General features: G+C 70.9%; 13 protein-coding genes, 1 tRNA gene and 1 pseudogene. 8 read left to right on the top strand and 7 right to left on the bottom strand.

Features of this window, described 5'->3' with window-relative positions:
• Window positions 1-293: 293 nt before the first annotated feature.
• The 5 genes from topA (at window position 294) to FHX80_RS12290 (ending at window position 10344) form a co-directional block, all read left to right on the top strand.
• Entirely contained in the window at window positions 294-3152 is a 2859-nt protein-coding gene (gene topA, locus FHX80_RS12315; protein WP_145764242.1) for a type I DNA topoisomerase, read from the top strand.
• A gap of 382 nt (window positions 3153-3534) precedes the next feature.
• Entirely contained in the window at window positions 3535-6873 is a 3339-nt protein-coding gene (gene tmk / locus FHX80_RS12305) for a dTMP kinase (RefSeq protein WP_208764638.1), read from the top strand.
• Between the two features lie 315 nt (window positions 6874-7188).
• A complete protein-coding gene (locus FHX80_RS12300) occupies window positions 7189-8394 on the top strand; it encodes a DNA polymerase III subunit delta' (RefSeq protein ID WP_145764241.1) in 1206 nt (401 codons plus the stop codon).
• A 212-nt stretch (window positions 8395-8606) separates the two neighbouring features.
• Window positions 8607-10151, top strand: coding sequence for an alpha/beta hydrolase (locus tag FHX80_RS12295; RefSeq protein WP_145764240.1), 1545 nt, complete (start codon window positions 8607-8609; stop codon window positions 10149-10151).
• A 119-nt stretch (window positions 10152-10270) separates the two neighbouring features.
• A tRNA-Thr gene (locus FHX80_RS12290) sits at window positions 10271-10344 on the top strand.
• 599 nt (window positions 10345-10943) lie between these two features.
• On the opposite strand, the gene FHX80_RS12280 is transcribed toward FHX80_RS12290, so the two are convergent.
• From FHX80_RS12280 to FHX80_RS35165, 5 genes are read right to left on the bottom strand one after another with little or no spacing between them, the layout of a single operon-like run.
• A complete protein-coding gene (locus FHX80_RS12280; protein ID WP_167523508.1) occupies window positions 10944-12716 on the bottom strand; it encodes an ABC transporter ATP-binding protein in 1773 nt (590 codons plus the stop codon).
• Window positions 12709-14328 (bottom strand): ABC transporter transmembrane domain-containing protein, encoded by a 1620-nt coding sequence (locus FHX80_RS12275; RefSeq protein WP_145764238.1) that lies wholly within the window; start codon window positions 14326-14328, stop codon window positions 12709-12711. The genes FHX80_RS12280 and FHX80_RS12275 overlap by 8 nt, the downstream gene beginning before the upstream one ends.
• On the bottom strand, window positions 14319-14744 hold the full coding sequence (locus FHX80_RS12270; RefSeq protein ID WP_145764237.1) for a hypothetical protein: 426 nt from the start codon (window positions 14742-14744) through the stop codon (window positions 14319-14321). The genes FHX80_RS12275 and FHX80_RS12270 overlap by 10 nt, the downstream gene beginning before the upstream one ends.
• A gap of 18 nt (window positions 14745-14762) precedes the next feature.
• Window positions 14763-15791: a PLP-dependent aminotransferase family protein gene (locus tag FHX80_RS12265; protein ID WP_145764236.1), complete on the bottom strand. Its 1029-nt coding sequence runs from the start codon at window positions 15789-15791 to the stop codon at window positions 14763-14765.
• Window positions 15791-16798, bottom strand: a complete 1008-nt coding sequence (locus FHX80_RS35165) for a hypothetical protein (protein WP_145764235.1) — start codon at window positions 16796-16798, stop codon at window positions 15791-15793. The genes FHX80_RS12265 and FHX80_RS35165 overlap by 1 nt, the downstream gene beginning before the upstream one ends.
• Window positions 16799-16803: 5 nt before the next feature.
• On the opposite strand from FHX80_RS35165, the gene FHX80_RS12255 reads away from it, so the two are divergent.
• Window positions 16804-17067, top strand: coding sequence for a hypothetical protein (locus tag FHX80_RS12255; protein ID WP_145764234.1), 264 nt, complete (start codon window positions 16804-16806; stop codon window positions 17065-17067).
• 54 nt (window positions 17068-17121) lie between these two features.
• Here FHX80_RS12255 and FHX80_RS12250 read toward each other — a convergent pair whose 3' ends face one another.
• On the bottom strand, window positions 17122-17802 hold the full coding sequence (locus FHX80_RS12250) for a phosphotransferase (protein WP_167523507.1): 681 nt from the start codon (window positions 17800-17802) through the stop codon (window positions 17122-17124).
• A gap of 199 nt (window positions 17803-18001) precedes the next feature.
• Here FHX80_RS12250 and FHX80_RS12245 point away from each other — a divergent pair.
• Together FHX80_RS12245 and FHX80_RS12235 are read left to right on the top strand one after the other, a co-directional pair.
• A pseudogene (locus FHX80_RS12245) lies at window positions 18002-19500 on the top strand (carbohydrate-binding protein).
• Between the two features lie 162 nt (window positions 19501-19662).
• Entirely contained in the window at window positions 19663-19857 is a 195-nt protein-coding gene (locus FHX80_RS12235) for a hypothetical protein (protein ID WP_145764233.1), read from the top strand.
• 48 nt (window positions 19858-19905) lie between these two features.
• On the opposite strand, the gene FHX80_RS12230 is transcribed toward FHX80_RS12235, so the two are convergent.
• Window positions 19906-21618: a bifunctional 3'-5' exonuclease/DNA polymerase gene (locus FHX80_RS12230; protein WP_145764232.1), complete on the bottom strand. Its 1713-nt coding sequence runs from the start codon at window positions 21616-21618 to the stop codon at window positions 19906-19908.
• Window positions 21619-21706: the final 88 nt, after the last annotated feature.

Genomic DNA, 21706 nt, shown 5'->3' with positions numbered 1-21706 from the left:
GCCCGGGGCGGGCCCCGGAACACGCCCGGACCGCCCGGACCTCGCCCCCGCCACCCGCAGCGCAGCCACGGCACCTCCGAAACCAGCAGGTAGCCGCCTCGTGCGCGGCGGACCGAGCGGGCCGGGCGGCAGGAAAGGCGGAAGTCGGGTTACCGTTCGAGTGGCCGTTGCGGGCTTTTGCCGTTTGACACGGGGGCGGGTTGTACCGTCACACTCCGCAGCGACAGCACTGTCGGCAGCGCGATCGCGCTGCCCGGATGCCCACCGAGCGTCGACCGGAGAGAAGAGCGAAGTTGTCCCCGACCAGCGAGACCGCACAGGGCGGCCGCCGACTCGTCATCGTCGAGTCGCCTGCCAAGGCGAAGACGATCAAGGGCTATCTCGGCCCCGGATACGTCGTCGAGGCGAGCGTCGGGCACATCCGCGACCTCCCGAACGGTGCCGCGGAGGTGCCGGACGAGTACACCGGCGAGGTGCGCCGCCTCGGCGTCGACGTCGATAACGACTTCCAGCCCATCTATGTCGTCAACGCCGACAAGAAGGCCCAGGTCAGGAAGCTCAAGCAGCTGCTGGCCGAGTCCGACGAACTCTTCCTCGCCACCGATGAGGACCGCGAGGGCGAAGCCATCGCGTGGCACCTGCAGGAAGTGCTCAAGCCCAAGGTCCCGGTCCACCGGATGGTCTTCCACGAGATCACCAAGGATGCGATCCGGGCCGCCGTCGCCAACCCGCGCGAGCTCAACCAGCGCATGGTCGACGCCCAGGAGACCCGCCGAATCCTCGACCGCCTCTACGGCTACGAGGTCTCGCCGGTTCTGTGGAAGAAGGTCATGCCGCGGCTCTCCGCGGGCCGTGTCCAGTCCGTCGCCACCCGCCTCGTCGTCGAGCGGGAGCGCGAGCGCATCGCGTTCCGTTCCGCCGAGTACTGGGACCTGACCGGCGCGTTCGCCACCGGCCGCGCCGGTGACGCCTCCGATCCCTCGACGCTCACCGCCCGCCTCAGCGCGGTCGACGGGCGCCGCATCGCCCAGGGCCGCGACTTCGGTCCGGACGGGCAGCTCAAGTCCGCCTCCGGTCAGACGCTGCACCTGGACGAGACGAACGCCCGCGCCCTGGCCGCCGCGCTCGCCGACTCCTCGTTCGCCGTGCGGTCCGTCGAGTCGAAGCCGTACCGCCGTTCCCCGTACGCGCCCTTCCGTACGACGACCCTCCAGCAGGAGGCGAGCCGGAAACTGGGCTTCGGGGCCAAGGCCACCATGCAGGTCGCGCAGAAGCTGTACGAGAACGGCTTCATCACCTATATGCGTACCGACTCCACGACCCTCTCGGACACCGCGATCTCCGCGGCCCGTGCCCAGGTCACGCAGTTGTACGGTGCGAACTACCTGCCGGACAAGCCGCGCACGTACGCGGGCAAGGTCAAGAACGCGCAGGAGGCGCACGAGGCGATCCGCCCGTCCGGGGACCGCTTCCGCACTCCGGCCGAGACCGGCCTCACCGGCGACCAGTTCCGGCTCTACGAGCTGATCTGGAAGCGGACCGTCGCCTCCCAGATGAAGGACGCGGTCGGGAACTCCGTCACCGTCAAGATCGGCGGCCGGGCGAGTGACGGCCGGGACGCCGAGTTCTCCGCGTCCGGCAAGACGATCACCTTCCACGGCTTCATGAAGGCGTACGTCGAGGGTGCTGATGACCCGAACGCCGAGCTCGACGACCGTGAGCGCAGGCTGCCGCAGGTCGCGGAGGGCGACGCGCTGTCCGCCGACGAGCTCTCGGTCGACGGCCACGCGACCAAGCCGCCGGCCCGTTATACCGAGGCCTCGCTGGTCAAGGAGCTCGAAGAGCGCGAGATCGGCCGCCCGTCGACGTACGCCTCGATCATCGGGACGATCCTGGACCGCGGCTACGTCTTCAAGAAGGGCACGGCGCTCGTTCCGTCGTTCCTCTCGTTCGCCGTGGTCAACCTGCTGGAGAAGCACTTCGGCCGGCTCGTGGACTACGACTTCACGGCACGCATGGAGGACGACCTCGACCGCATCGCACGCGGTGAGGCCAAGTCCGTGCCGTGGCTGAAGCGCTTCTACTTCGGTGCGGCCGCCGGTGACGACACGGCCGGTGCCGGAAAGGCCTCCGACGCGGGCAACGGCGACGGCGACCACCTCGGCGGGCTCAAGGAGCTCGTCACCGATCTCGGCGCCATCGACGCCCGGGAGATCTCCTCGTTCCCCGTCGGCAACGACATCAAGCTCCGGGTCGGCCGGTACGGCCCGTACATCGAGCGCGGCGAGAAGGACTCCGAGGGCCACCAGCGCGCGGACGTCCCCGAGGACCTGGCGCCCGACGAGCTGTCCGTCGAGTACGCGGAGGAGCTGCTGGCCAAGCCGAGCGGCGACTTCGAACTCGGTGCGGACCCGGTCAGCGGGAACCAGATCATCGCCAAGGACGGGCGCTACGGTCCGTACGTCACCGAGGTGCTGCCCGAGGGCACCCCGAAGACCGGCAAGAACGCGGTGAAGCCGCGGACCGCCTCGCTCTTCAAGTCGATGTCGCTGGACACGGTGACGCTGGCCGACGCGCTGAAGCTGATGTCGCTGCCGCGCGTCGTCGGCGAGGACGCCGAGGGTGTCGAGATCACCGCGCAGAACGGCCGCTACGGCCCGTACCTGAAGAAGGGCACCGACTCGCGGTCGCTCACCTCCGAGGACCAGCTCTTCGACATCACGCTCGAAGAGGCGCTGGCGATCTATGCCCAGCCGAAGCAGCGCGGCCGGGCCGCAGCCAAGCCGCCGCTGAAGGAACTGGGCACGGACCCGGTGAGCGGGGCGCCGGTGGTCGTGAAGGACGGCCGCTTCGGCGCGTACGTCACCGACGGCGAGACGAACGCGACGCTGAGGTCCGACGACAGCGTCGAGGAGATCACGCCGGAGCGCGGCTACGAGCTGCTCGCCGAGAAGCGTGCCAAGGGTCCCGCCAAGAAGAAGACGGCGAAGAAGGCCCCGGCCAAGAAGGCGACCGCGAAGAAGGCGCCGGCGAAGAAGGCGGCCGCGGCGAAGAAGACGGTGGCGAAGAAGACGACGGCCAAGAAGACGACGGCGGCGGCCAAGAAGACCACGGACAAGAAGGCCGCTTCCGCGGTGTCGACGGAGGAGTGACCTCACGGGGTTTCTGAACGTCGGACGGGCTTTGGACGGGCCGGGGAGGTGTCTCCCCGGCCCGTCCGGCGTTTGTGCGGTTCGGTGGGTTCAGTGGGTTTGGTGGGTTTGGTGGGTTTGGTGAGTTCTGTGGGTCTGGTGGGTTCTGTGGGTTCTGTGGTTCGGCTGGGCAGGTGGGGTGGCTGCTGCAATGGCCGAGACAGGCCGGAATAGCCGGAATGGGCCAACGGGCCGGAGCGGGACCTGCCGATGTCGCCGGAGCTCGGCGGGTGGGTGCCGGGCGGGAGCCGGAAGGTCCGGGACGTACGCGGGGTGGGGTCCTGACGGTCGTATGTTCGGACGCGGCCCCCGGGTACCGGTCTGCTCCCGATAGGCTGGGCGGATGACGCGAGCCGAGCAGCCAACGGTCGTGAGCCCCACCTCCGACACACTTGCCGCAGACTCACGCGAGCGCGCCGTACGAGCCCTGTTGCGTATTCCCCCGCTGAGGCGGTTGTGGAGCGCGCAGCTCGTCGGTGGTATCGGCGATGCACTCGCCCTTCTCGTGCTGGTGCTGCTGTCGCTGCAAGCGGCGGTCCTTGAGGGCTCATTCGGATCCGGATACCGCGGGGCGGCCTTCGCCGTCGCCGCCGTGTTCGGTGCCCGGATTATTTCCACCTTCCTCTTCGGAGCCGTACTCCTGGGGCCGTTGACGACCCTGACGGCGCCGGGCGGGCCGATCGACCGGCGGTGGCTGATGATCGGGGCGGACGGGCTGCGGCTCGCGCTGCTGGTCGTCGCACCCCTGTGGATCGACTGGATGCCCGGCAGGGCACTCATGATGATCCTGATCACCGTCTTCGTCACCGGCGCGGGCGAACGCCTGTGGCGGGTCGCCAAGGAGGGCGCCGCCCCCGCGCTGCTGCCCGCCCCGCCCATCGAGGGCGCCGCGGTCCGCCCGCTGCCGGACCACCTCGACGCACTGCGCCGGCTCTCCCTGCGCACCGACTTCGCCGTCCTCCCGGTCGCCGCCGCCGTACTGCTGGTCGCCACGCTGATCGGGAACCTGCTGGGCTCGGGCCTGCAGTGGTTCTCCTTCCACCAGGCGGCCCTCGGCTCGTACGTCGCGGCCGGGCTGTTCTCCGCCTCCATCTCCACCCTGTACTTCCTGGAACTGCCCGGTTCGGCCACGCCCCGGCCGCGCTCGCCCCTGGAGGGGCTGCGCCGGCCGTCAACCGGCAGCGGGCCGGACAAGGGCCGCACCGGTGCGGCCCCGCTGATCGTCGGCACCTGCGCCGCTGTCGCCGGAGCGATCGCCGCCGCGGGCGCCGTCGCCGTGCTGCACGCCATCGACCTGGGCGGCGGTCCCGCGACCCTCGCGCTGCTGATCCTCGCGCTGACCGGCGGCACGGGTATCGGTATCCGCACCGCCGGCAAGGTGCTGCCGACCCTGTCGCGGCGGCGGCTGCTGTCCCTGGCCACCGCCGTCACCGGAGTCGCGCTCCTGCTGATGGGCCTGGTGCCGGACACGGCGACCGTCCTGCTGATCACCGTGCTCGCCGGATACGCGGCGGGCGTCGCCGCGAACACCGGCCATGTCCTCGTCGACCAGGAGTCCGAGGAATTCCGTCGGGCCCGGACCACCGAACACCTCCAGGCCGTCGTCCGGGTCCTGATCGCGCTCGGCGCGGTCGGAGGACCGCTGCTGGCCGCCGCCATCGGTACGCAGCGACTGACTGCCGGGGACTTCGTCTTCGCGCACGGCGGTGCCGCTTTCGCCTTGATGCTGACCGGTGCTCTGCTGCTGCCGGTCGCCGCGGTCGTGCTCGCGAAGACGGACGACCGTGCCGGAGTGCCGCTGCGCCGTGATCTGCGCGAGGCGCTGCGCGGCGGCGAGCCGGCCGTGGCACCGGCCGCGACCGGCTTCTTCCTCGCCCTGGAGGGCGGCGACGGAGCCGGCAAGTCCACCCAGGTCGAGGCGCTCGCCGAGTGGATCCGGGCCAAGGGCCACGAGGTCGTCGTCACCCGGGAGCCGGGGGCCACGCCCGTCGGCAAACGACTGCGGTCGATCCTGCTCGACGTGTCGTCGGCCGGGCTCTCCAACCGCGCGGAGGCGCTGCTGTACGCCGCGGACCGTGCCGAGCACGTCGACTCGGTCGTGCGTCCGGCGCTTGAGCGCGGCGCGATCGTCATCTCCGACCGGTACATCGACTCGTCCGTCGCGTACCAGGGTGCGGGCCGTGATCTCGCGCCGACCGAGATCGCCAGGATCTCGCGGTGGGCGACGAGCGGCCTCGTACCGCATCTGACGGTGCTTCTGGACGTCGATCCGGAGACCGCGCGGGAACGGTTCACGGAGGCGCCCGACCGGCTGGAGTCCGAGCCACCCGAGTTCCACGCCCGGGTGCGGTCCGGCTTCCTGACACTGGCCGCGGCCGACCCGACGCGCTATCTGGTGGTGGACGCCGGCCAGGACCCGGAGTCGATCACCACGGTCGTACGGCACCGGCTCGACCAGCTCCTTCCGCTCTCCGAGGCCGAGGTCAAGGCCCTGGAAGAGGCACGCAGGGCCGCCGAGGCGGAGGCCAGGCGCCTCGCCGAGGAGGAGGCGGCGCGCAAGGCCGAGGAGGAGCGCCTGGAGCGCGAGCGGCAGGAACAGCTCGCCAAGCTCCGCGCCGAGGAGGAGGAGCGCAAGCGCCGCGAGCTGGAGGAAGCACGCCGGCGTGAGGCCGAACGCGAGGCGGAGGAGGCCCGGCAGCGCGCCGAGGAGGCCCGCCGCATCGCGGAGGAGGAGCGGGCCCGGCTGGAGGCCGAGGAAGCGGCCCGCGAGGTCGAGCAGGCACGGTTGCGCCGCCAGGCCGCGGAGGAGGCGCGGCTGCGCCAGGAGGCCGAGGAGCGGCGGCTTGAGAAGCAGCGCAAGGCTGAGGAGGCGCTGCTGAGGGCCGAGGCGGCACGCCGTCAGGCCGAGGCGGAGGCGGCTGCCGCGGCGGAGACCGCGCGTGCGGAGGCTGCTGCGGCCGAGGCGGAAGCGGCCGAGGCGGAAGCGGCGGAGGCCGAGGCCGCTGCGAGGGCTTCCCGGGCATCCGGGTCGTCCTCGTCGTCCTCGCCGTCCCAGTCGTCCGGGTCGTCCTCGTCGTCCGGGTCGTCCTCGCCGTCCGGGGCGTCCGTGCCGGACAACGAGCTGACGGTGCCGACCCCGATCGTCAACCCGAACGAGATCACTCAGCCGGTGCCTTCCCCGGTGGAGCCGCCGTCCGGTGCCACCGGTTCCCGGTTCCGTTCCTCGCCCGCGCCCTGGCCCTCCGACGAGGCCGAGACGTCGATGATCCCGAAGGTCACCGACCCGTCCGAGCGCTCGGGTGGGCGGGACGCGACAGGTGACATGGACGAGACGACGGTGCTTCCGTCGGTACCGGACGCGGGACGCGAATCCGTGCGGGACGCCGATCCGGCAGGCCGGGTACCGCGGGGCATCTTCCGGGACGAGCGCCCGGGCGGCTCCGTACCGGAGCGCGAGAACGAGCGCACCCGCGAGCTCCCGCAGGTCACCGACCCGCATGCGCCCCAGCCGCCGGCCTCGGACCAGCAGGAGCGCTCCGGCCGGTCGTCCCGGCGGCCCCGCCCCGACTGGGCGGAGGAGACCCCGCTGGACGATCTGCCGACGCTGGCGGACGAACTGCTCGGCGACCACGACGACGAGGGCCCCGCACCCACGGGCCGGGGACGTCGCCCGCGCCGCTGATCCGGTACGCAGAGGGAGTCCTGGGGCGCCCCGGGACTCCCTCTGGCGCCTGCCGGTCCGGCGGTCTGCCGGGATTGTCAGACCCGTCCCCCACAATGGGAAGCCGGATCGACGCCGGATCGACGAGAAGCAGGATCGATGCCGGATCCCTGGATCGACCATGGATTGATCATGGATCGACCCCGGATTGACGACAGTCACGGCGAGCGTCATGGCGAGAGCCCTGACGAGAGCCATGACGAGAGCCACGCAGGGCCGCGCAGCCGTTCCACGGGAGGGCAGCGCGGCCGCACACCACCGGAAGGGCGGTGACCCATGTCCGTATGGGACGACCTGGTCGGCCAGGACCGGGTGCAGGAGCAGCTCGGCGCCGCCGCCCGGGACGCCGACGTGCTGGTCTCCGCCATCGCGGCGCGAGAGCCGGTGCCGTCCGGCTCGAAGATGACCCATGCCTGGCTGTTCACCGGCCCGCCGGGCTCCGGACGGTCCACCGCCGCCCGGGCCTTCGCCGCCGCCCTGCAGTGCACCAGCCCGGACCGCGCCCTGGGCGGGGCGCCGGGCTGCGGTTTCTGCGACGGCTGCCACACCAGCCTCATCGGCACACACGCCGATGTCGACGTGATCCGCACCGACCTGCTCTCCATCGGTGTGAAGGAGACCCGCGAGCTGGTCCGCCGCGCCCAGCTCTCGCCGGCCGTCGGACGCTGGCAGGTCATCGTCATGGAGGACGCCGACCGCCTCACCGAAGGCGCGGGCAACGTCCTGCTGAAAGCGATCGAGGAGCCCGCGCCCCGTACCGTGTGGCTGCTCTGCGCGCCCTCACTCGAAGACGTGCTGCCCACGATCCGTTCCCGCTGCCGTCACCTCACGCTGCGCACCCCGTCGGTCGACGCGGTCGCCGACGTCCTGATCCGGCGCGACGGCATCGACCCGGAGCGGGCCGCGTCCGCGGCCCGCGCCACCCAGGGACACATCGGCAGGGCCCGGCGCCTCGCCACGGACGAGCGGGCCCGTTCCCGTCGAGCGGCGGTCCTCAAACTGCCGCTGCGCGTGGAGGACATCGGCGGCTGTCTCAAGGCCGCGCAGGAGCTGATCGACACCGCCACCGACGACGCGAAGCAGGTCTCCGAGGACGTGGACGTCAAGGAGACGGAAGACATGAAGGCGGCGCTCGGCGCGTCCGCCGGTGGCCGGATGCCGCGGGGCACGGCCGGGGTGATGAAGGAGCTGGAGGACAAGCAGAAGCGCCGCAAGACCCGTACGCAGCGCGACAGCCTTGATCTGGCGCTCACCGAACTGACCGGCTTCTACCGTGATGTGCTCGCCCTTCAGCTGGGCTCGCGGATCGCCATCGCCAATGTCGACGCGCAGGACTCCCTCGACCGCGTTGTCCGCTCGTCCACACCCGAGGGGACTCTGCGCCGGATCGAGGCAGTGATCGCCTGCCGCCGGGCGCTGGATCGTAACGTGGCCCCGCTGCTCGCGGTGGAGGCCATGACGATGGCGCTGCGCGCGGGCTGACGACAACAGCCCAGCGGCTATTGCGGCCAATGCGGCGCAGTGACCACCGCGGCCCAGCGGCCATTGCGGCCCAGCGGGCACCGCGGCCCAGCAGCCACCGCGGCGCAGTGACCATCACGGTCCAGTGACCACTGCGGTCCAGCGACCGCCACCGAATCACCCGAATGAGCAGGGAATCGGGCCAGTCGTCACCCGGCGGCTACGCTCCGGACATGGACACCAGGCGCCCGCTCCGCACTCTCGCCATCGCGCTCGGCACTGCCGGCCTGCTCATCTCCGGCTGCAGCAGTGGAAGTTCCACGACGAGCGGCTCGTCGTCCGGACCGGCGGCCACCGCGTCCCCCGTCCCCGCGGCGCTGCAGACGTTCTACGCGCAGCACCTCAGCTGGCGGGACTGCGGTGTCACCGGATTCCAGTGCGCCACGATGAAGGCGCCGCTCGACTACGCGAAGCCGGACAGCGGCGAGATCAAGCTGGCCGTCTCCCGGAAGACGGCCACCGGGCCCGGCAAGCGGATCGGCTCCCTGCTGGTGAACCCGGGCGGCCCCGGCGGATCGGCCGTCGGCTATCTCCAGAGCTACGCCGCGGTCGGCTACCCCGCCCAGGTGCGGGCCCGGTACGACATGGTGGCGATCGATCCGCGCGGGGTGGCGCGCAGCGAACCCGTCGAATGTCTCACCGGTCCGCAGATGGACGCCTTCACCCAGGTCGACCAGACGCCGGACGACGCCGCCGAGGTCACCGCGCTGAGCGGTGCGTTCGAGAAGTTCGCCACGGGCTGCGAGCAGCGTTCCGGGGAGATCCTGCCGCATGTCTCCACGGTCGATACGGCACGCGACATGGACATGCTGCGCGCGCTGCTCGGCGACGACCGGCTGAACTACGTCGGGGCCTCGTACGGCACCTTCCTGGGCGCGACGTACGCCGAGCTCTTCCCCGCTCGGGTCGGCCGGCTCGTCCTCGACGGTGCGATGGACCCGTCGCTCCCGTCGGTCGAGATGAACCGCGACCAGACCGCGGGGTTCGATACGGCGTTCCAGTCCTTCGCCGGGGACTGCGTGAAGAAGGCCGACTGCCCGCTCGGCACCACGTCCGCCTCCGATGCCGCGAACAGGCTGAAGCAGTTCTTCGCCGGCCTCGACGCCAAACCGATCCCCACGGGTGAGTCCCGCATGCTCGGCGAGTCCCTCGCCACCACGGGGGTCATCGCCGCCATGTACGACGAGGCGGCATGGCCCCAGCTCCGGGAGGCGCTCACCACCGCCCGGGCGGGTGACGGTTCCGGCCTGCTCGCCCTGGCGGACAGCTACTACGAGCGCGAGCCCAACGGCACGTACGCGAACCTGATGTACGCCAACGCGGCCGTGAACTGCCTCGACCTCCCGCCCGCCTTCGCCTCCGCCGAGGCGGTCACCGAGGCGCTCCCCACCTTCGCGAAGGCCTCCCCGGTCTTCGGCAAGGGGCTCGCCTGGGCCTCCCTGAACTGCACCTACTGGCCGGTCCGCGCCACCGGCACCCCGCACCGCATCAAGGCCGAGGGCGCGGCCCCCATCGTGGTGGTCGGCACCACCCGGGACCCGGCCACCCCGTACAAGTGGGCCAAGTCCCTGGCCGGGCAGCTCTCCTCCGGGACCCTCCTCACCTACCAGGGCGACGGGCACACGGCGTACGGCCGCGGCAGCCACTGCATCGACACGGCGATCAACACGTACCTCCTGGAGGGCACCCCGCCGAGCGACGGCAAGAAGTGCACCTGACCCCACCCACCAGGCCGCTGACCTGCGACTACACCCCGGCGACAGGGCGGTACGGAGCACTCCCGGAAACTGTGTAGACTTGGGCCCGCTGCTGATCGCACCATGGTGCGACAGGGCGTGCCGCCTTAGCTCAGTTGGCCAGAGCAACGCACTCGTAATGCGTAGGTCTCGGGTTCGAATCCCGAAGGCGGCTCGGAATTACCCCAGGACTCACTCGCCGTGACCTGGGGTTTTTTCATGCCCTTTGCCCTGCTGAACCCAGATCGAGAACCCAGATCGCCCCTCGCAGGCTGTCCGGTGGCCGACTGGTGGCCAAACGTGCAAATGGCGTGCAGCGGCGGTGGTCAAGAGCGACGATGGGGGTGGGCGTATGGCGGTCTGGCCGTTGTTCCGTTCCTACAAGGCGTTACCGTGTCTCACGGCCTGGGGGAACACCAGTACAGCAGTGTTACTGGGTGTTCTCCCTGGAATGCTTGTCCCTGCTGGGGGACCCAATGACCGATCCGACTGAACCGCAGGACCCCGATGAGGCCAAGGGCATCGCGGGCCAGATCCCGGCGCCGGCTACCGTGCCCGCCCAGGGTGCGAAAAAGGCGAAGCGTCCGTCCCCGCGACCGGACGTCTTCTACACCCCGGTGTCCAACGGCATGGACTACCTGGTGAGCGTTTTGAAGCACCTGACGGAAGGTGAGACGCCTCCGAGTGCCCGAGACCTCCCGTCCGGAGTGTCCTGTCGGGCCGCACCTGGCGCGATCATGAGAACCGCGTCGGCGAGCTGTCCGCCTGTCGTGGTCATCGGGGCTGCCCCGGGGTGAGCGTCGCCGAGTGCCACGAATTCCACAGCTGCGTGTAGACGCCGTCCGAAGCGAGGAGTTCCGTGTGGCTTCCGCGCTCGACGATGCTGCCGTCGTCCATGACGACGACCTGGTCGCTGTTCTGGGCCGCCCACAGGTCGTGGGCGATCTGGATGACGGTGGTGTCCTGCAGGACGGTCGGAAGGAGCATCGCGAACTGCTTGGACTCCTCCTCCGACAGACCGGCGGTGGCCTCGTCCAGGATGAGCGCCCTCGGCTGCATCAGGACCAGCCGGGCGAGGGAGAGCTGGCGCGCCTGAGCAGGGGTGAGGGTGTGCGCGTCCGCGCCCAGCCGGGTCTGCAGCCCGTCGTCCATGGACGTGACCCAGCCGTCGGCACCGACCGCCTCCAGCGCGTGCCTGACGGCGGCTTCGGAGGCGTCGGACCGGGCCAGCGTCAGGTTGTCGGCGATCGTGCCACCGAAGACGTGGTCCTCCTGCGTCATTAGGACGACGTCGAGGCGGGTGTCGTCGGAGCCGCCGGCGCCCGCCACGCCGATGCTGCCGGACGTGGGAGTGAGGATTCCGGCCAGGAGAAGGGCCAGCGTGGTCTTCCCTGCCCCGGACGCGCCCACCACGCAGACGCGCTCACCCGTGCGCACGGTCAGGTCGATGTCGTTCAGCACGTTCGTGCCGTCGACGTAGCCGAAGGAGAGCTGCCGGACGCTCAGCGCCTCGTGCTGTTCCAGCGGCGTGCGCCCCTTCGGGACGACGTGTTCCGGAGCGGCGGAGTCTCCCACGACACCGAGGATGCGGCCGAGCGCCGCCCTGGCCGGCTGGGCCTCGCCGAACCAGTAGATGAGGTCGTCCAGCGGGGAAAGGATGGCCCGCATGTACAGCGCGATCGCCGCGACCTGCCCCACCTCGGCGCTGCCGCCGCGGACCAGCCACGCGCCCCAGCCCACCACGACGAGCAGCGGGAGGTGGTATCCGACCTGGATGACGGGGAAGGCACGCTGTTCGAGGCGGATCGGCCCGCGCGCCGTCTCGGCCGCGCGCGCGACGACTCGCGAGGCGGAGCTCTTCCGGACCTTCTCCAGCTTCAGCGTCTCGATGACCTCATGGCCTCGTACGGACTCCGTGACCTGGCTCGACACGGCTGCGCGCGCCTCCAGTTCGTCGCCGTACACCTTCTCCGAGCGGCGGACGTACCACCGGGTCGCGAGGATCATCGGCGGGAACCCGACGAGGCATCCCAGCGCGAGCAGGGGGTTGATGACGAAGGCGCAGCCGAGGGTCATGGCCGTCGTCACCGAACCCACGATGGTCTCCGGGAGACCGGTGCGCGTCACTTCCTGCAGGGCGTCCATGTCGGAAGTGGAGCGCGACAGGATCTCGCCCGCGTCGGCCCTCTCCACCCGGCGCAGCGGCATGGCGAGCAGACCGGTCAGGAACTGCATGCGGAGGAGGGAGAAGACCCGCTCGCCCAGGACGAACGACCACTTCGCGGCGGTGAACTCGAGTACGGCTCCGACGAGCAGCGCCACAGCGATCACCGTGGCCCACTGCAGGAGGGAGAGTTCCTGGTGGGCGGAGACCTTGTCGATGATCTCCCCCAGCACCAGGGGCGGGATCAGCGCGCAGACCGTCGCCCCCGCGTGGACGAGGACGATCGCGGTCAGCCACCCCTTGAACCGGAGAAGGAGCTCCTGGACTCTGCGCTTCACGGTGCGGGCGTCCGCCACCGGCAGGGTGTGGGTGAGGTCAGACACAGGTTTCCTCCTGAGTGCGGAGCACCTGGTCGGCCACGGCACGGAAGGCGCCGCTGCGCGTTACTACCAGGGTGGTGCGTCCTTGGCGGTACCGGGCGATGCGTCGGGCGACCTCGACCTCGGTCACCGCGTCGAGAGCCGTCGTCGGCTCGACGAGTACCAGCATGGGGGGCTCGCCGAGCAGCGACCGCGCCAGGATCAGCCGCTGCCGCTGGCCGCCCGACAGGCTGCGCCCGTCGGCGTCGATGTGCGTCTCCAGGCCGTCCGGCAGGCGGTCGATGACATCGGTGGCGCCAGCCGCCCACAGGGCCGCCCGGAGGTCCTCCTCGCTGTGGCGGGACGCGGGGTCCAGGACCTCGCGGGCGCTGCCGGAGAACATCGTGGTGCGCGGGCCGTGGTAGCGCAGAGCGGCCCGCAGGGTGGAGAGGTCGTACTCCTGCAGGGGGTGTCCGCCGAGGAGGACCAGTGCCGCGGAGTCCGACGTCATTCCGGTGAGCCGACGGCCCAGTTCCTCGGTCGTGTCGGTGGCGGATCCGGGTATCAGCACGCTGAGCCCGCCGTTCGGCACGCACAGTCCCGTCGTCCGGTCGACGATGTCCGCGTCGGCCGGAACGGAGTCGAGCCGGCCGGGCCAGTCGCCTTCCGGTATGTCGATGATCTCCGTGATGTTCTTCGCCGCGACCCGTGCGCTGCTGTGCAGGCCGTTGTAGCCGGCCGCGGTGGAGACGGGCAGGACCAGATAGGCCGAAGCGGCGTAGAACGTGACCAGGTCGGTGGCCGCGATGGCGCCGGACGCCGCGAGGTGACCACCGAGTGCCACAACACCGGTGAGGAGGATGCCCGGCAGCAGGTTGCCCGAGACGAAGAGGAGCGCCTCGGTCTGGGCGACGCTCACCCCCGCCTGCTCGGTCTCCAGGGACGCCTTCTCGAACCGCTTCCGCATGACCTTCTGGGCGCCGATGCCGCGCAGGATGCGCAGCCCCAGGGCGATGTCCGAGCTCAACTCGACGACCTTCCCCAGCAGATCGCGGTGCTTCTCCTGGCGTTCCTCAAGGGGCTCCGCGACCTTCTTCGTGAGCCACATAAAGGTCGGCACGCCCGCGAGGATGAGCAGGGTCACCCACGGCGAGATCCACAGCAGGTAGGTGGCGACGATGACCATGCCGATGATCGAGGCGACGAGCTTGAGCCGGGCGATGGGGAAATTGGTCACCCGGTCGACGTCGTAGGAGACCACCGTGGCGACCTGCGCCTGGTGCGAGGACGACGCCATCTCGCGCGGTGCCCGCGCCGCCTTCTCGCTGATCGAGGTACGCAGCTGCACCGCGTTGCGCACCTTCATCCGGGCGGCGATGGCGTTCCGGGTGACGTTGGCGAAGATTCCGAAGGCGAGGACCGCCCCCAGCCCCAGCAGGGTCGCGATCAGCCGTCCCGATCCCGAATCCAGTGCGGCGCTCAGCGACGCTCCCACGAGCAGCGGCACGGTCGCTTCCGCGGCTGCGCCGGCGAGTGCCAGGACCGCGAAGAGGACCAGGGCTCTGCGCTCGTTGCGACTGAATTCGCGGACGAGATCGCCAAGTTGGTTCCGAGAGGGTTCTCTGGTCATTTCCATTTCACCGCGTTCATTTTGTACCTCTCCTGCAACTTGGCCATGGATGGATAGGAGGCGATGTCCCTCAGAACGTCACAGAACTGGTTCAGGGACGGCCCTCCGAGCGCACCTGCCGCGACCTTGAACAGCGCGTTCCCTTCGGACTTGCGCGGGACTATGAGATCGAATCGTGTGGTCCTGAAGCCGAAGCTGTTGCCGTAGACGACGTTGAGCCGACGCCGTTCGATCTCTTCCTGCACCACCGCCTGGAGCACGGCGTGGTTGTCCAGGGTGTTCTCGCGCAGCTCGCAGACAATGAAGGGGGCGTTGGCCCGGCCGGATCCCTCGGACAGGGACGGATGCGCGAACGACTGGAACACGCCGTCCGTGGCGTCGGACAGCCTCTCCGCCAGCCAGGCGTTGTTTCGGAACAGCAAGCCGCTGTGGACACGGGTCTACTGGTCGTCCAGCAGGAAAGGCGCGTCGAGCGCGGCGACGGACGCCGCCGACGGGCACGCCCCGGTGATGCCCCTTGCCGCCTTGATCGTCTCTTCTACGTGCTCCGCGGTCAGCGCCGGGTTCATGGCCCGATCGTGCTGGAAGACGTCCACGACACCGAGGTTGGATATCTCCAGGCCCTGCTGGTCGAGTTTCAGACCCGAGCGGACCTCCACCACCAGCGGGGCACCGGACGGGGACACCAGCGCGTCCACGAACGCGCCGGTCGGCCAGGTCGGCGAGGCCAGGGTGGTGTCGACGACGACGATGGGAGTATGCGCGGGACCGCGGCGCCACCCGTTCACCAGCCGGCTCACGTCGAGTGCGTCGAGCGACCAGTTGTACCGGATCGGCTCGATCAGAACGACGTCGGAGGCTTCTGGACCGGACCACACCGCGTCGAGGTCGTGGGGGGCCACCTTGCGCGTGCGCACCGTCGCGCCCGAGAGATATTCCAGAAGCGCGCCGGTCTCGAAGTAGTCTCCCCAGAAATCGACGCGCATCGGCTTCTCTTCCGAGGGCTTCAGCATGTAGGTGAGGCTCTGGAGGATGTTCGTTATCGCGGCCATGCCGCTGCTGAACGCGACCGTCCGGCGACGCCAGCCACCGGACGGTTCACGGCCCCGACTCGCCAGCTTCTGTTCGAGCGCGTCGACGGGAAGACTGCGCTCGTAGGCGAGGTGGAGCCGCTGACCGTCGGGCAGCGTGCGAGGCTTCGTGAGGTCCGGAGACCGATAGAACCCTTCGTCCATGAGGTGCCCGCGTCGTAGGAGCAGCGTCCGCGTGCGAGCGGCCGCCTCGACCAGATGGCGTTCGACCGAGAGATCGTCATGGTCGCCGAGGTCGATCCGGCCGACCGACTCGGCGTGCGAGGTCCATTGCGTGCGGTCGTCGCCCCCTTGGTCGGCTGCCAGGCCGGCCATTTCGGAAAGGAGATCACGCTCCAGGGCGAGCGCTTCGGAGACGGTTCCCGAGACAGTGCTCATCAGATTCTCTCGATCTGCCCCGATGCGTACACGTACTCCTGAGGCAGGGGGAGCCGGTTGAAGTTGCGCGAATTGGTCATGGTGTACGCGCCCGATGTGGTGATGACGATGCGGTCGCCCCGGTTCATCCCGGGCAGCGGAACGGGGTGCCGGGGGCCGAGCGAATCCGCTCCGAAGAAGTCGTGCTCGTACAGAGTTTCACCGGCGATCAGCGTGGGACGCAGGACCTCGTTCTCGTGGCGGGGGGCCAGAGGGATGAACTGCGGCTTGTGCCACGGAGAGAAGTTCCACGCCGAGGCGTCCACGGTGAGCACGTCCGCCTGGAAGGACGGATGCCCGTGCTCGGCGGAGCGGACCGTCGCCAGGAGGTAGCCGTGGAACGAGAGGATGGCCGCACCGGGTTCGACCAGGATCCGGATCCTCCGGCCCGTCCTCCGCTCGAAGTCGTCCAGGTCGGCGGCGACCGAAGCCCAGGCCAGCTTGGCCTGCTCACGATCCGCGTACAGCGCGAAGAAGCCTCCGCCGAGGTCGATCTCCTCGATGCTCGGGTACGCCTCTGCCACGGCTAGCAGGTACCGCGCCTTGTAGGTGAGGTGCTGCGGGGACATCTGGCCCGTGTGGGTGTGCAGCCGGGTCAGCCGGCACCCCGTGCGGTCCAGGATCTCCTTGAGGCGCGCATCGGTCGCGAACGCGCCGAACCGGCTGCCGCTGCCGAATGTGGCGATGTTGTGCAGCGACTTGGGGAGGGGAACCCGCAGCCTGAGCCCGACGGCCTTCCCGGGCCGACCGGTGCAGAACTCGTCGAACTGCTCCATGGACGTCGCGTCGGCCATCACTCCGTGCTCCTCAAGGAGCGGAAGCTGCTCGGCCGTGAACGACGGCCCCGTGGCGATGCCCGCGCCGATGCCGACCGTACGGCCGACGCCGGTTATCAGTGCGAGGGGGCGGGGCGAAGCGCTGTCGGGGGATTGCCGTACGGGCTGCGGCTGTTGTTCGGCTGTCGTCACAGGTGGTGATCCTTCTTCACGGGCGCGCCGCCCGCAACAGCATTTGGAACCGAGGGGCTCAGCGTCGGCGGCGCAGCACCGCGGCGCGGACCTTCAGCGCGGTCGCGGCGGGAACCGGCCCGCAGGGCAACCAGATCGTGAGCAAGCCGGCGACGGTCACCATCACCCTCAGCAACCCGCGGCCCCCGCACCACAAGCCCCCGCATCACAAGCCTCCGCACCAGAAGTCCTATGGCCAGGACGGAACGGACAGCCTGGAGCAACTCTGACGGCAGGTCGCGAGGGGGACCGTCGCCCGGCCTGCACCTAGCGGCGGCCGGATCTCACCCCGACAGCACCGCGACCAGGGCCGACGCCTCCCCGATCAGGGCCAGTTCGGCCGGGCTCATCGTCGGATTGGCGGCGCGACGGGCCGCCGCGGCGGCGAGGTGGCGGGCCGGGATGCCGTCGTCGGCGGCCAGGAGGGGCATCAGGGTGTCCAGCAGCGCGCGGGCGCCCGCCGCCGCCGGGATGTGGGGATCGACCGCGACCTGGGCCAGGATCAGCGCGGTCATGGCCCGGTCCAGGGCGGGCGGTCCCTCCTCGGTGTTGCTCCAGTCGATCACCACGGGGCCGTCGGCCGTCAGCATCACGTTGCCCGGATGCAGGTCGAGGTGGAGGATCCGGTCCTCGGGATCCGTCGAGAGCCGGGCCGGGACGGTGTGCAGATCGGCGAGCAGGCCCGCCAGCATGGCGGAGCCCTCGCCCCCGCCGAGCTCGCCGGAGACCAGGGACTCCAGCATCGTCGGACCGGTGAGACGTTGCAGGACCAGGTCGCCGGGACCGGCCGACGCGGGCAGCGGACCGAGCCGGGGGACCGGGTAGCCGGACGCCGAGAGGTAGGACATGACGGGCATCTCGCGCCCGGCGTCCAGCCCGAGGCGATAACGCCGCAGGACCCACTGCTCGTCCAGCTCGTACACGTCGGCGGAGCGTCCGGTGCCCAGCAGTTGGCCTATTCGCATGAGGGGAACCTACTCGTGCGGGCGGCGCGTGGGGAGGCCGGGAGCGGGTGTTGCGCCGTATCGCCGCCGGTCACGGCTACCCCATAACGTGGTGCGATGGGGCGGACGGGATCTCATTCGGCCGGGTGCGCGCGGCTACGTTGTCGGCAATTCCCCCGCAACCAAGGAGAGTTCCGTGGAGATTTCCGTGGAGAGATCCATGCTCCGAAGACGTGCCATGGCCGCGTGCGCCGCCACCGTCGCCGTCGGCGCGCTCGCCCTGGCCGGGCTGACCGGCACCGCGTCCGCCGACCCCGCCGCCGCTCCCTCCACACCCGTCGCCGGGGCGGAGGGGCTCTCTCCCGGTCTGCTCAAGGCGATGCGGCGCGCTCTCGGACTCACTGCCGCCCAGGCACGGACCAGGATCGGCGAGGAGACCCGCGCGGCAGCCGTGGCCGCCGGGCTGCGGCACTCCCTCGGTGCCGGTTTCGCCGGGGCGCGGGTGAGCGGTGACGCGGCGGAGCTGACCGTCGCCACCACCGACGCGTCGGACACCGCCAGGATCACCGAGGCCGGTGCGCGGGCCGTCGTCGTCGGCCACAGCCTGGCCGAACTCACCTCGGCCAAGGCAGCCCTCGACCGGGTGACGCTGCACCGGGCGCCGAAGAACATACCCGTCTGGTACGTCGACGTGCGCAGCAACCGCGTCGTCGTCGAAGCCGGCCGGAGCGGAGCGGGCGAGGCCTTCCTTGCCGAGGCCGGGGTACCGGCCGCACGGGTGACGATCAGTCAAACGAATGCACAGCCGCGCACGTTCACGGATCTGCGCGGCGGTGACGCGTACTACATGAACGGCTCGGGCCGCTGCTTCATCGGCTTTTCCGTCAAGCGCGGCACCCAGGGCGGCTTCGTCAGCGCCGGGCACTGCGGAACCCCGGGCGTCAGCACCAGCGGCTACAACCAGCAGGCCCAGGGCTCCTTCCAGGGCTCCACCTTCCCCGGCCGTGACTACTCCTGGGTCGCCGCGAACACCGGCTGGACCCCGCGTCCCCTGGTGAACGGCTACGGCAACGGTGATGTGACGGTCACCGGTTCCACCGAGGCGTGGAGGGCTCGTCGGTCTGCCGCTCGGGCTCGACGACCGGCTGGCACTGCGGCACGGTCCAGCAGCGCAACAGCAGCGTCACCTACCAGGAGGGCACCGTCTCCGGGGTGACGCGCACCAATGTGTGCGCCGAACCCGGAGACTCCGGCGGCTCGTTCGTCTCCGGCAGCCGGGCCGCGGCCACCAGTTCACCGACGCGTCCGGCGCCTTCACCCTCCACGGTCGTGGCGGGGCTGTACCCCGGCCGTACCCGGCACATCCACGTGAAGGCCCAGGCGCCCGGCTCGCGGGTCCTCACCACACAGCTGTACTTCCCGAACGAGCCGCGCAACAACACCGACACCCTCTACGACCCGGCGCTCCTGATGAACGTCCGGACCGTCGGCTCCGGCAAGGAGGGGACCTTCGACTTCGTCCTCGACGGCGCACAGAACCCGACCGACCCGCCGACCGATCCGCCGACCCAACCGGGCGGCAGCTGGGCGGCCGGCACGCTCTACAACGCGGGAAACCGCGTCACCTACGGCGGGGTCGCGTACCGCTGTCTGCAGGCGCACACCGCCCTGGCCGGCTGGGAGCCGCCGAACGTCCCCGCGTTGTGGGAACGCGGGTAGACGAGCGGACCGGCGGGCACCACCGCCGCGCGTGTGCCCCGGGGCTCCTCCCCCCCCGGGGCACACGCCGTACCCGGCCCGGCCCGCTTCCCGGCCGCCGTCCCGGGCATCTCCGCAGTAGCCTGGAATGACGCGAGGTACGGCCCGAGGAGGCCATGTCGCATGGAGATCCTGATCACCGTGGTGGTAGTAGTGGGCATGATCGCCGTGGTGGCGCTCGCCATCCATCTGCTCAACGGACGGCATCGCCACCGGCACCTGGCCGCAGGGCCCCTGGACCATGGACTCGCCGTGTTCCGGACCCCGCCCGCCGGGGGCAGGGGCCAGGACGCGCCGCCCCCGCCGGACAGCCGCTGACCACCACGTCACCGCACGTCGCCACGCGTCACCGCGCACGGTCGCGCGTCACTTCGCGTCCGAGTAGCGCCGCACTACCGCCGTGGTGAACGGGAAGCGCACCGGTGTCTCACCGAAGGCGGTCCGCCCGGCCAGTTCACCGGCCGCCCGGATCGCCTCCACCACCGCCCCGGCCTCCTCCTGCGGACAGTGCACGATCACCTCGTCGTGCTGGAAGAAGACCAGTTCGGCCCGGAGTCCGGCGGCGGTGAGCGACTGGCGCAGGGCGGCCAGCAGCAGCAGCGCCCAGTCGGCGGCGCTGCCCTGCACCACGAAGTTACGGGTGAAGCGGCCGCGCGCACGGGCGTTGGACGAGGCGTAACCGGGCATGAACCGGCCGTCCGCCGGGTGCTCGGAGCCGTCCGCCGGAAGATCGTCGCCCTCCTGCGGCATGCCGGCCTCCCCGTCGTCCCCGCTGCCCACTGCGGGCGGACTGGTCCGGCCGAGCCAGGTCCGTACGAGACGGCCTTCCTCTCCGGCCTTCGCGGCATCGTCCACATAGGCGACGGCGTGCGGGAACCTCCGGCGCAGCGCGGCCAGATTCTTCAGGCCGTTCCCCGAGGTCTGGCCGTAGACGGCACCGAGCAGGGCGATCTTGGCGTGGTCGCGGTCGCCGTGGAAGGCGCGGTCGGACAGCGCGGTGTAGAGGTCGCCGTCGTGGCCGGCCACCTCCATGAGGCCCCGGTCGCGGGAGATCGCGGCCAGCACCCTCGGCTCCATCTGGTCGGCGTCCGCGACGACCAGGCGCCAGCCCTCGTCGGCGACGACCGCCTGCCGGATCACCTTGGGGATCTGCAGTGCCCCGCCACCGTTGGTCGTCCAGCGGCCGCTGACCGCGCCGCCCGGCTGGTACTCGGGGCGGAAGCGACCGTCGCGGACCCAGTCCTGGAGCCAGCTCCAGCCGTGCGCCGTCCAGATCCGGTACAGCTTCTTGTACTGGACGAGCGGCCGCACCGCCGGATGGTCCAGCCCCTCCAGCTCCCAGCGGCGGGTCGACTTCACCTTGATGCCGGCCTGTGCGAACGCCCGCACCACGTCGGCGGGGAGGTCCGGGCGGACCCTGCGGCCGAAGGCGGCGGACACCTCGTCCGCCAGCTCGGCCAGCTTGCGCGGCTCGCCACCGCCCGCGTACCGCTCGCCCAGCAGCTCCTGAAGGACGTCCCGGTGGACGTCGGCCCGCCAGGGCAGCCCCGAACGGTTCATCTCGGCGGCGACCAGCATCCCGGCCGACTCGACGGCCGTCAGCAGGAGCATCCGCCCCGGGTGGTCCGTGGCGTCGTGCCGGGTCAGCTGGTCGGCGTAGACCTGGAGCAGGGCGTCGAAGGTCAGGTCCGCACCGGACCGGGGTTCGAACAGGGAGGACTGGGAGCCGGGCACCGCCGGGCGCGGCGGCGGATCGGCCGGCACCGGGGCGCCCCGCAGGCGGGCGTGGGCGGCGGCCGCCGAGCGCGGTTCGCCGAGCCGGCCCTCGTGTCCCAGCAGGAGGGACTCGGCGGCCTCGATGTCGTAGCAGCGCTCCACACGCACCCCGGCGGCGAGCAGCCGGGGGTAGATCTCGGCGGTCGAGCGCCACACCCAGCGGGTGACACCGGGGCGGGAGCGGACGGCCTCGACCAGATCGGGTTCGGTCACGACCGGGGCGGCGGGCAGGCCGGTGCCGTCCAGCGGGACGAGGCGGGCGCCACCGTTCTCCGTGGGGGACAGGGCCCAGCGTTCGGTCATATGGCCGAGTCTGGCACCCGGGACTGACAGCGAGGCGGCGTGCGCGGGCGGGTCGCAGGCGGGAAGATCGGCAACGGGCCTGCTCCGG

Source organism: Streptomyces brevispora, from assembly GCF_007829885.1.
Taxonomy (GTDB): Bacteria; Actinomycetota; Actinomycetes; order Streptomycetales; family Streptomycetaceae; genus Streptomyces; species Streptomyces brevispora.
Note: the sequence above shows the minus strand (reverse complement) of the source record. Positions and strands in the feature narration are given on the sequence as shown.

Coding starts and splice junctions, on each gene's coding strand:
- FHX80_RS12230 (WP_145764232.1), bottom strand. CDS start 21,618: ATGACCGAACGCTGGGCCCTGTCCCCCACGGAGAACGGTGGCGCCCGC.
- FHX80_RS12295 (WP_145764240.1), top strand. CDS start 8,607: ATGGACACCAGGCGCCCGCTCCGCACTCTCGCCATCGCGCTCGGCACT.
- FHX80_RS12265 (WP_145764236.1), bottom strand. CDS start 15,791: ATGAGCACTGTCTCGGGAACCGTCTCCGAAGCGCTCGCCCTGGAGCGT.
- tmk (WP_208764638.1), top strand. CDS start 3,535: ATGACGCGAGCCGAGCAGCCAACGGTCGTGAGCCCCACCTCCGACACA.
- FHX80_RS12250 (WP_167523507.1), bottom strand. CDS start 17,802: ATGCGAATAGGCCAACTGCTGGGCACCGGACGCTCCGCCGACGTGTAC.
- FHX80_RS12235 (WP_145764233.1), top strand. CDS start 19,663: ATGGAGATCCTGATCACCGTGGTGGTAGTAGTGGGCATGATCGCCGTG.
- FHX80_RS12300 (WP_145764241.1), top strand. CDS start 7,189: ATGTCCGTATGGGACGACCTGGTCGGCCAGGACCGGGTGCAGGAGCAG.
- FHX80_RS12275 (WP_145764238.1), bottom strand. CDS start 14,328: ATGGAAATGACCAGAGAACCCTCTCGGAACCAACTTGGCGATCTCGTC.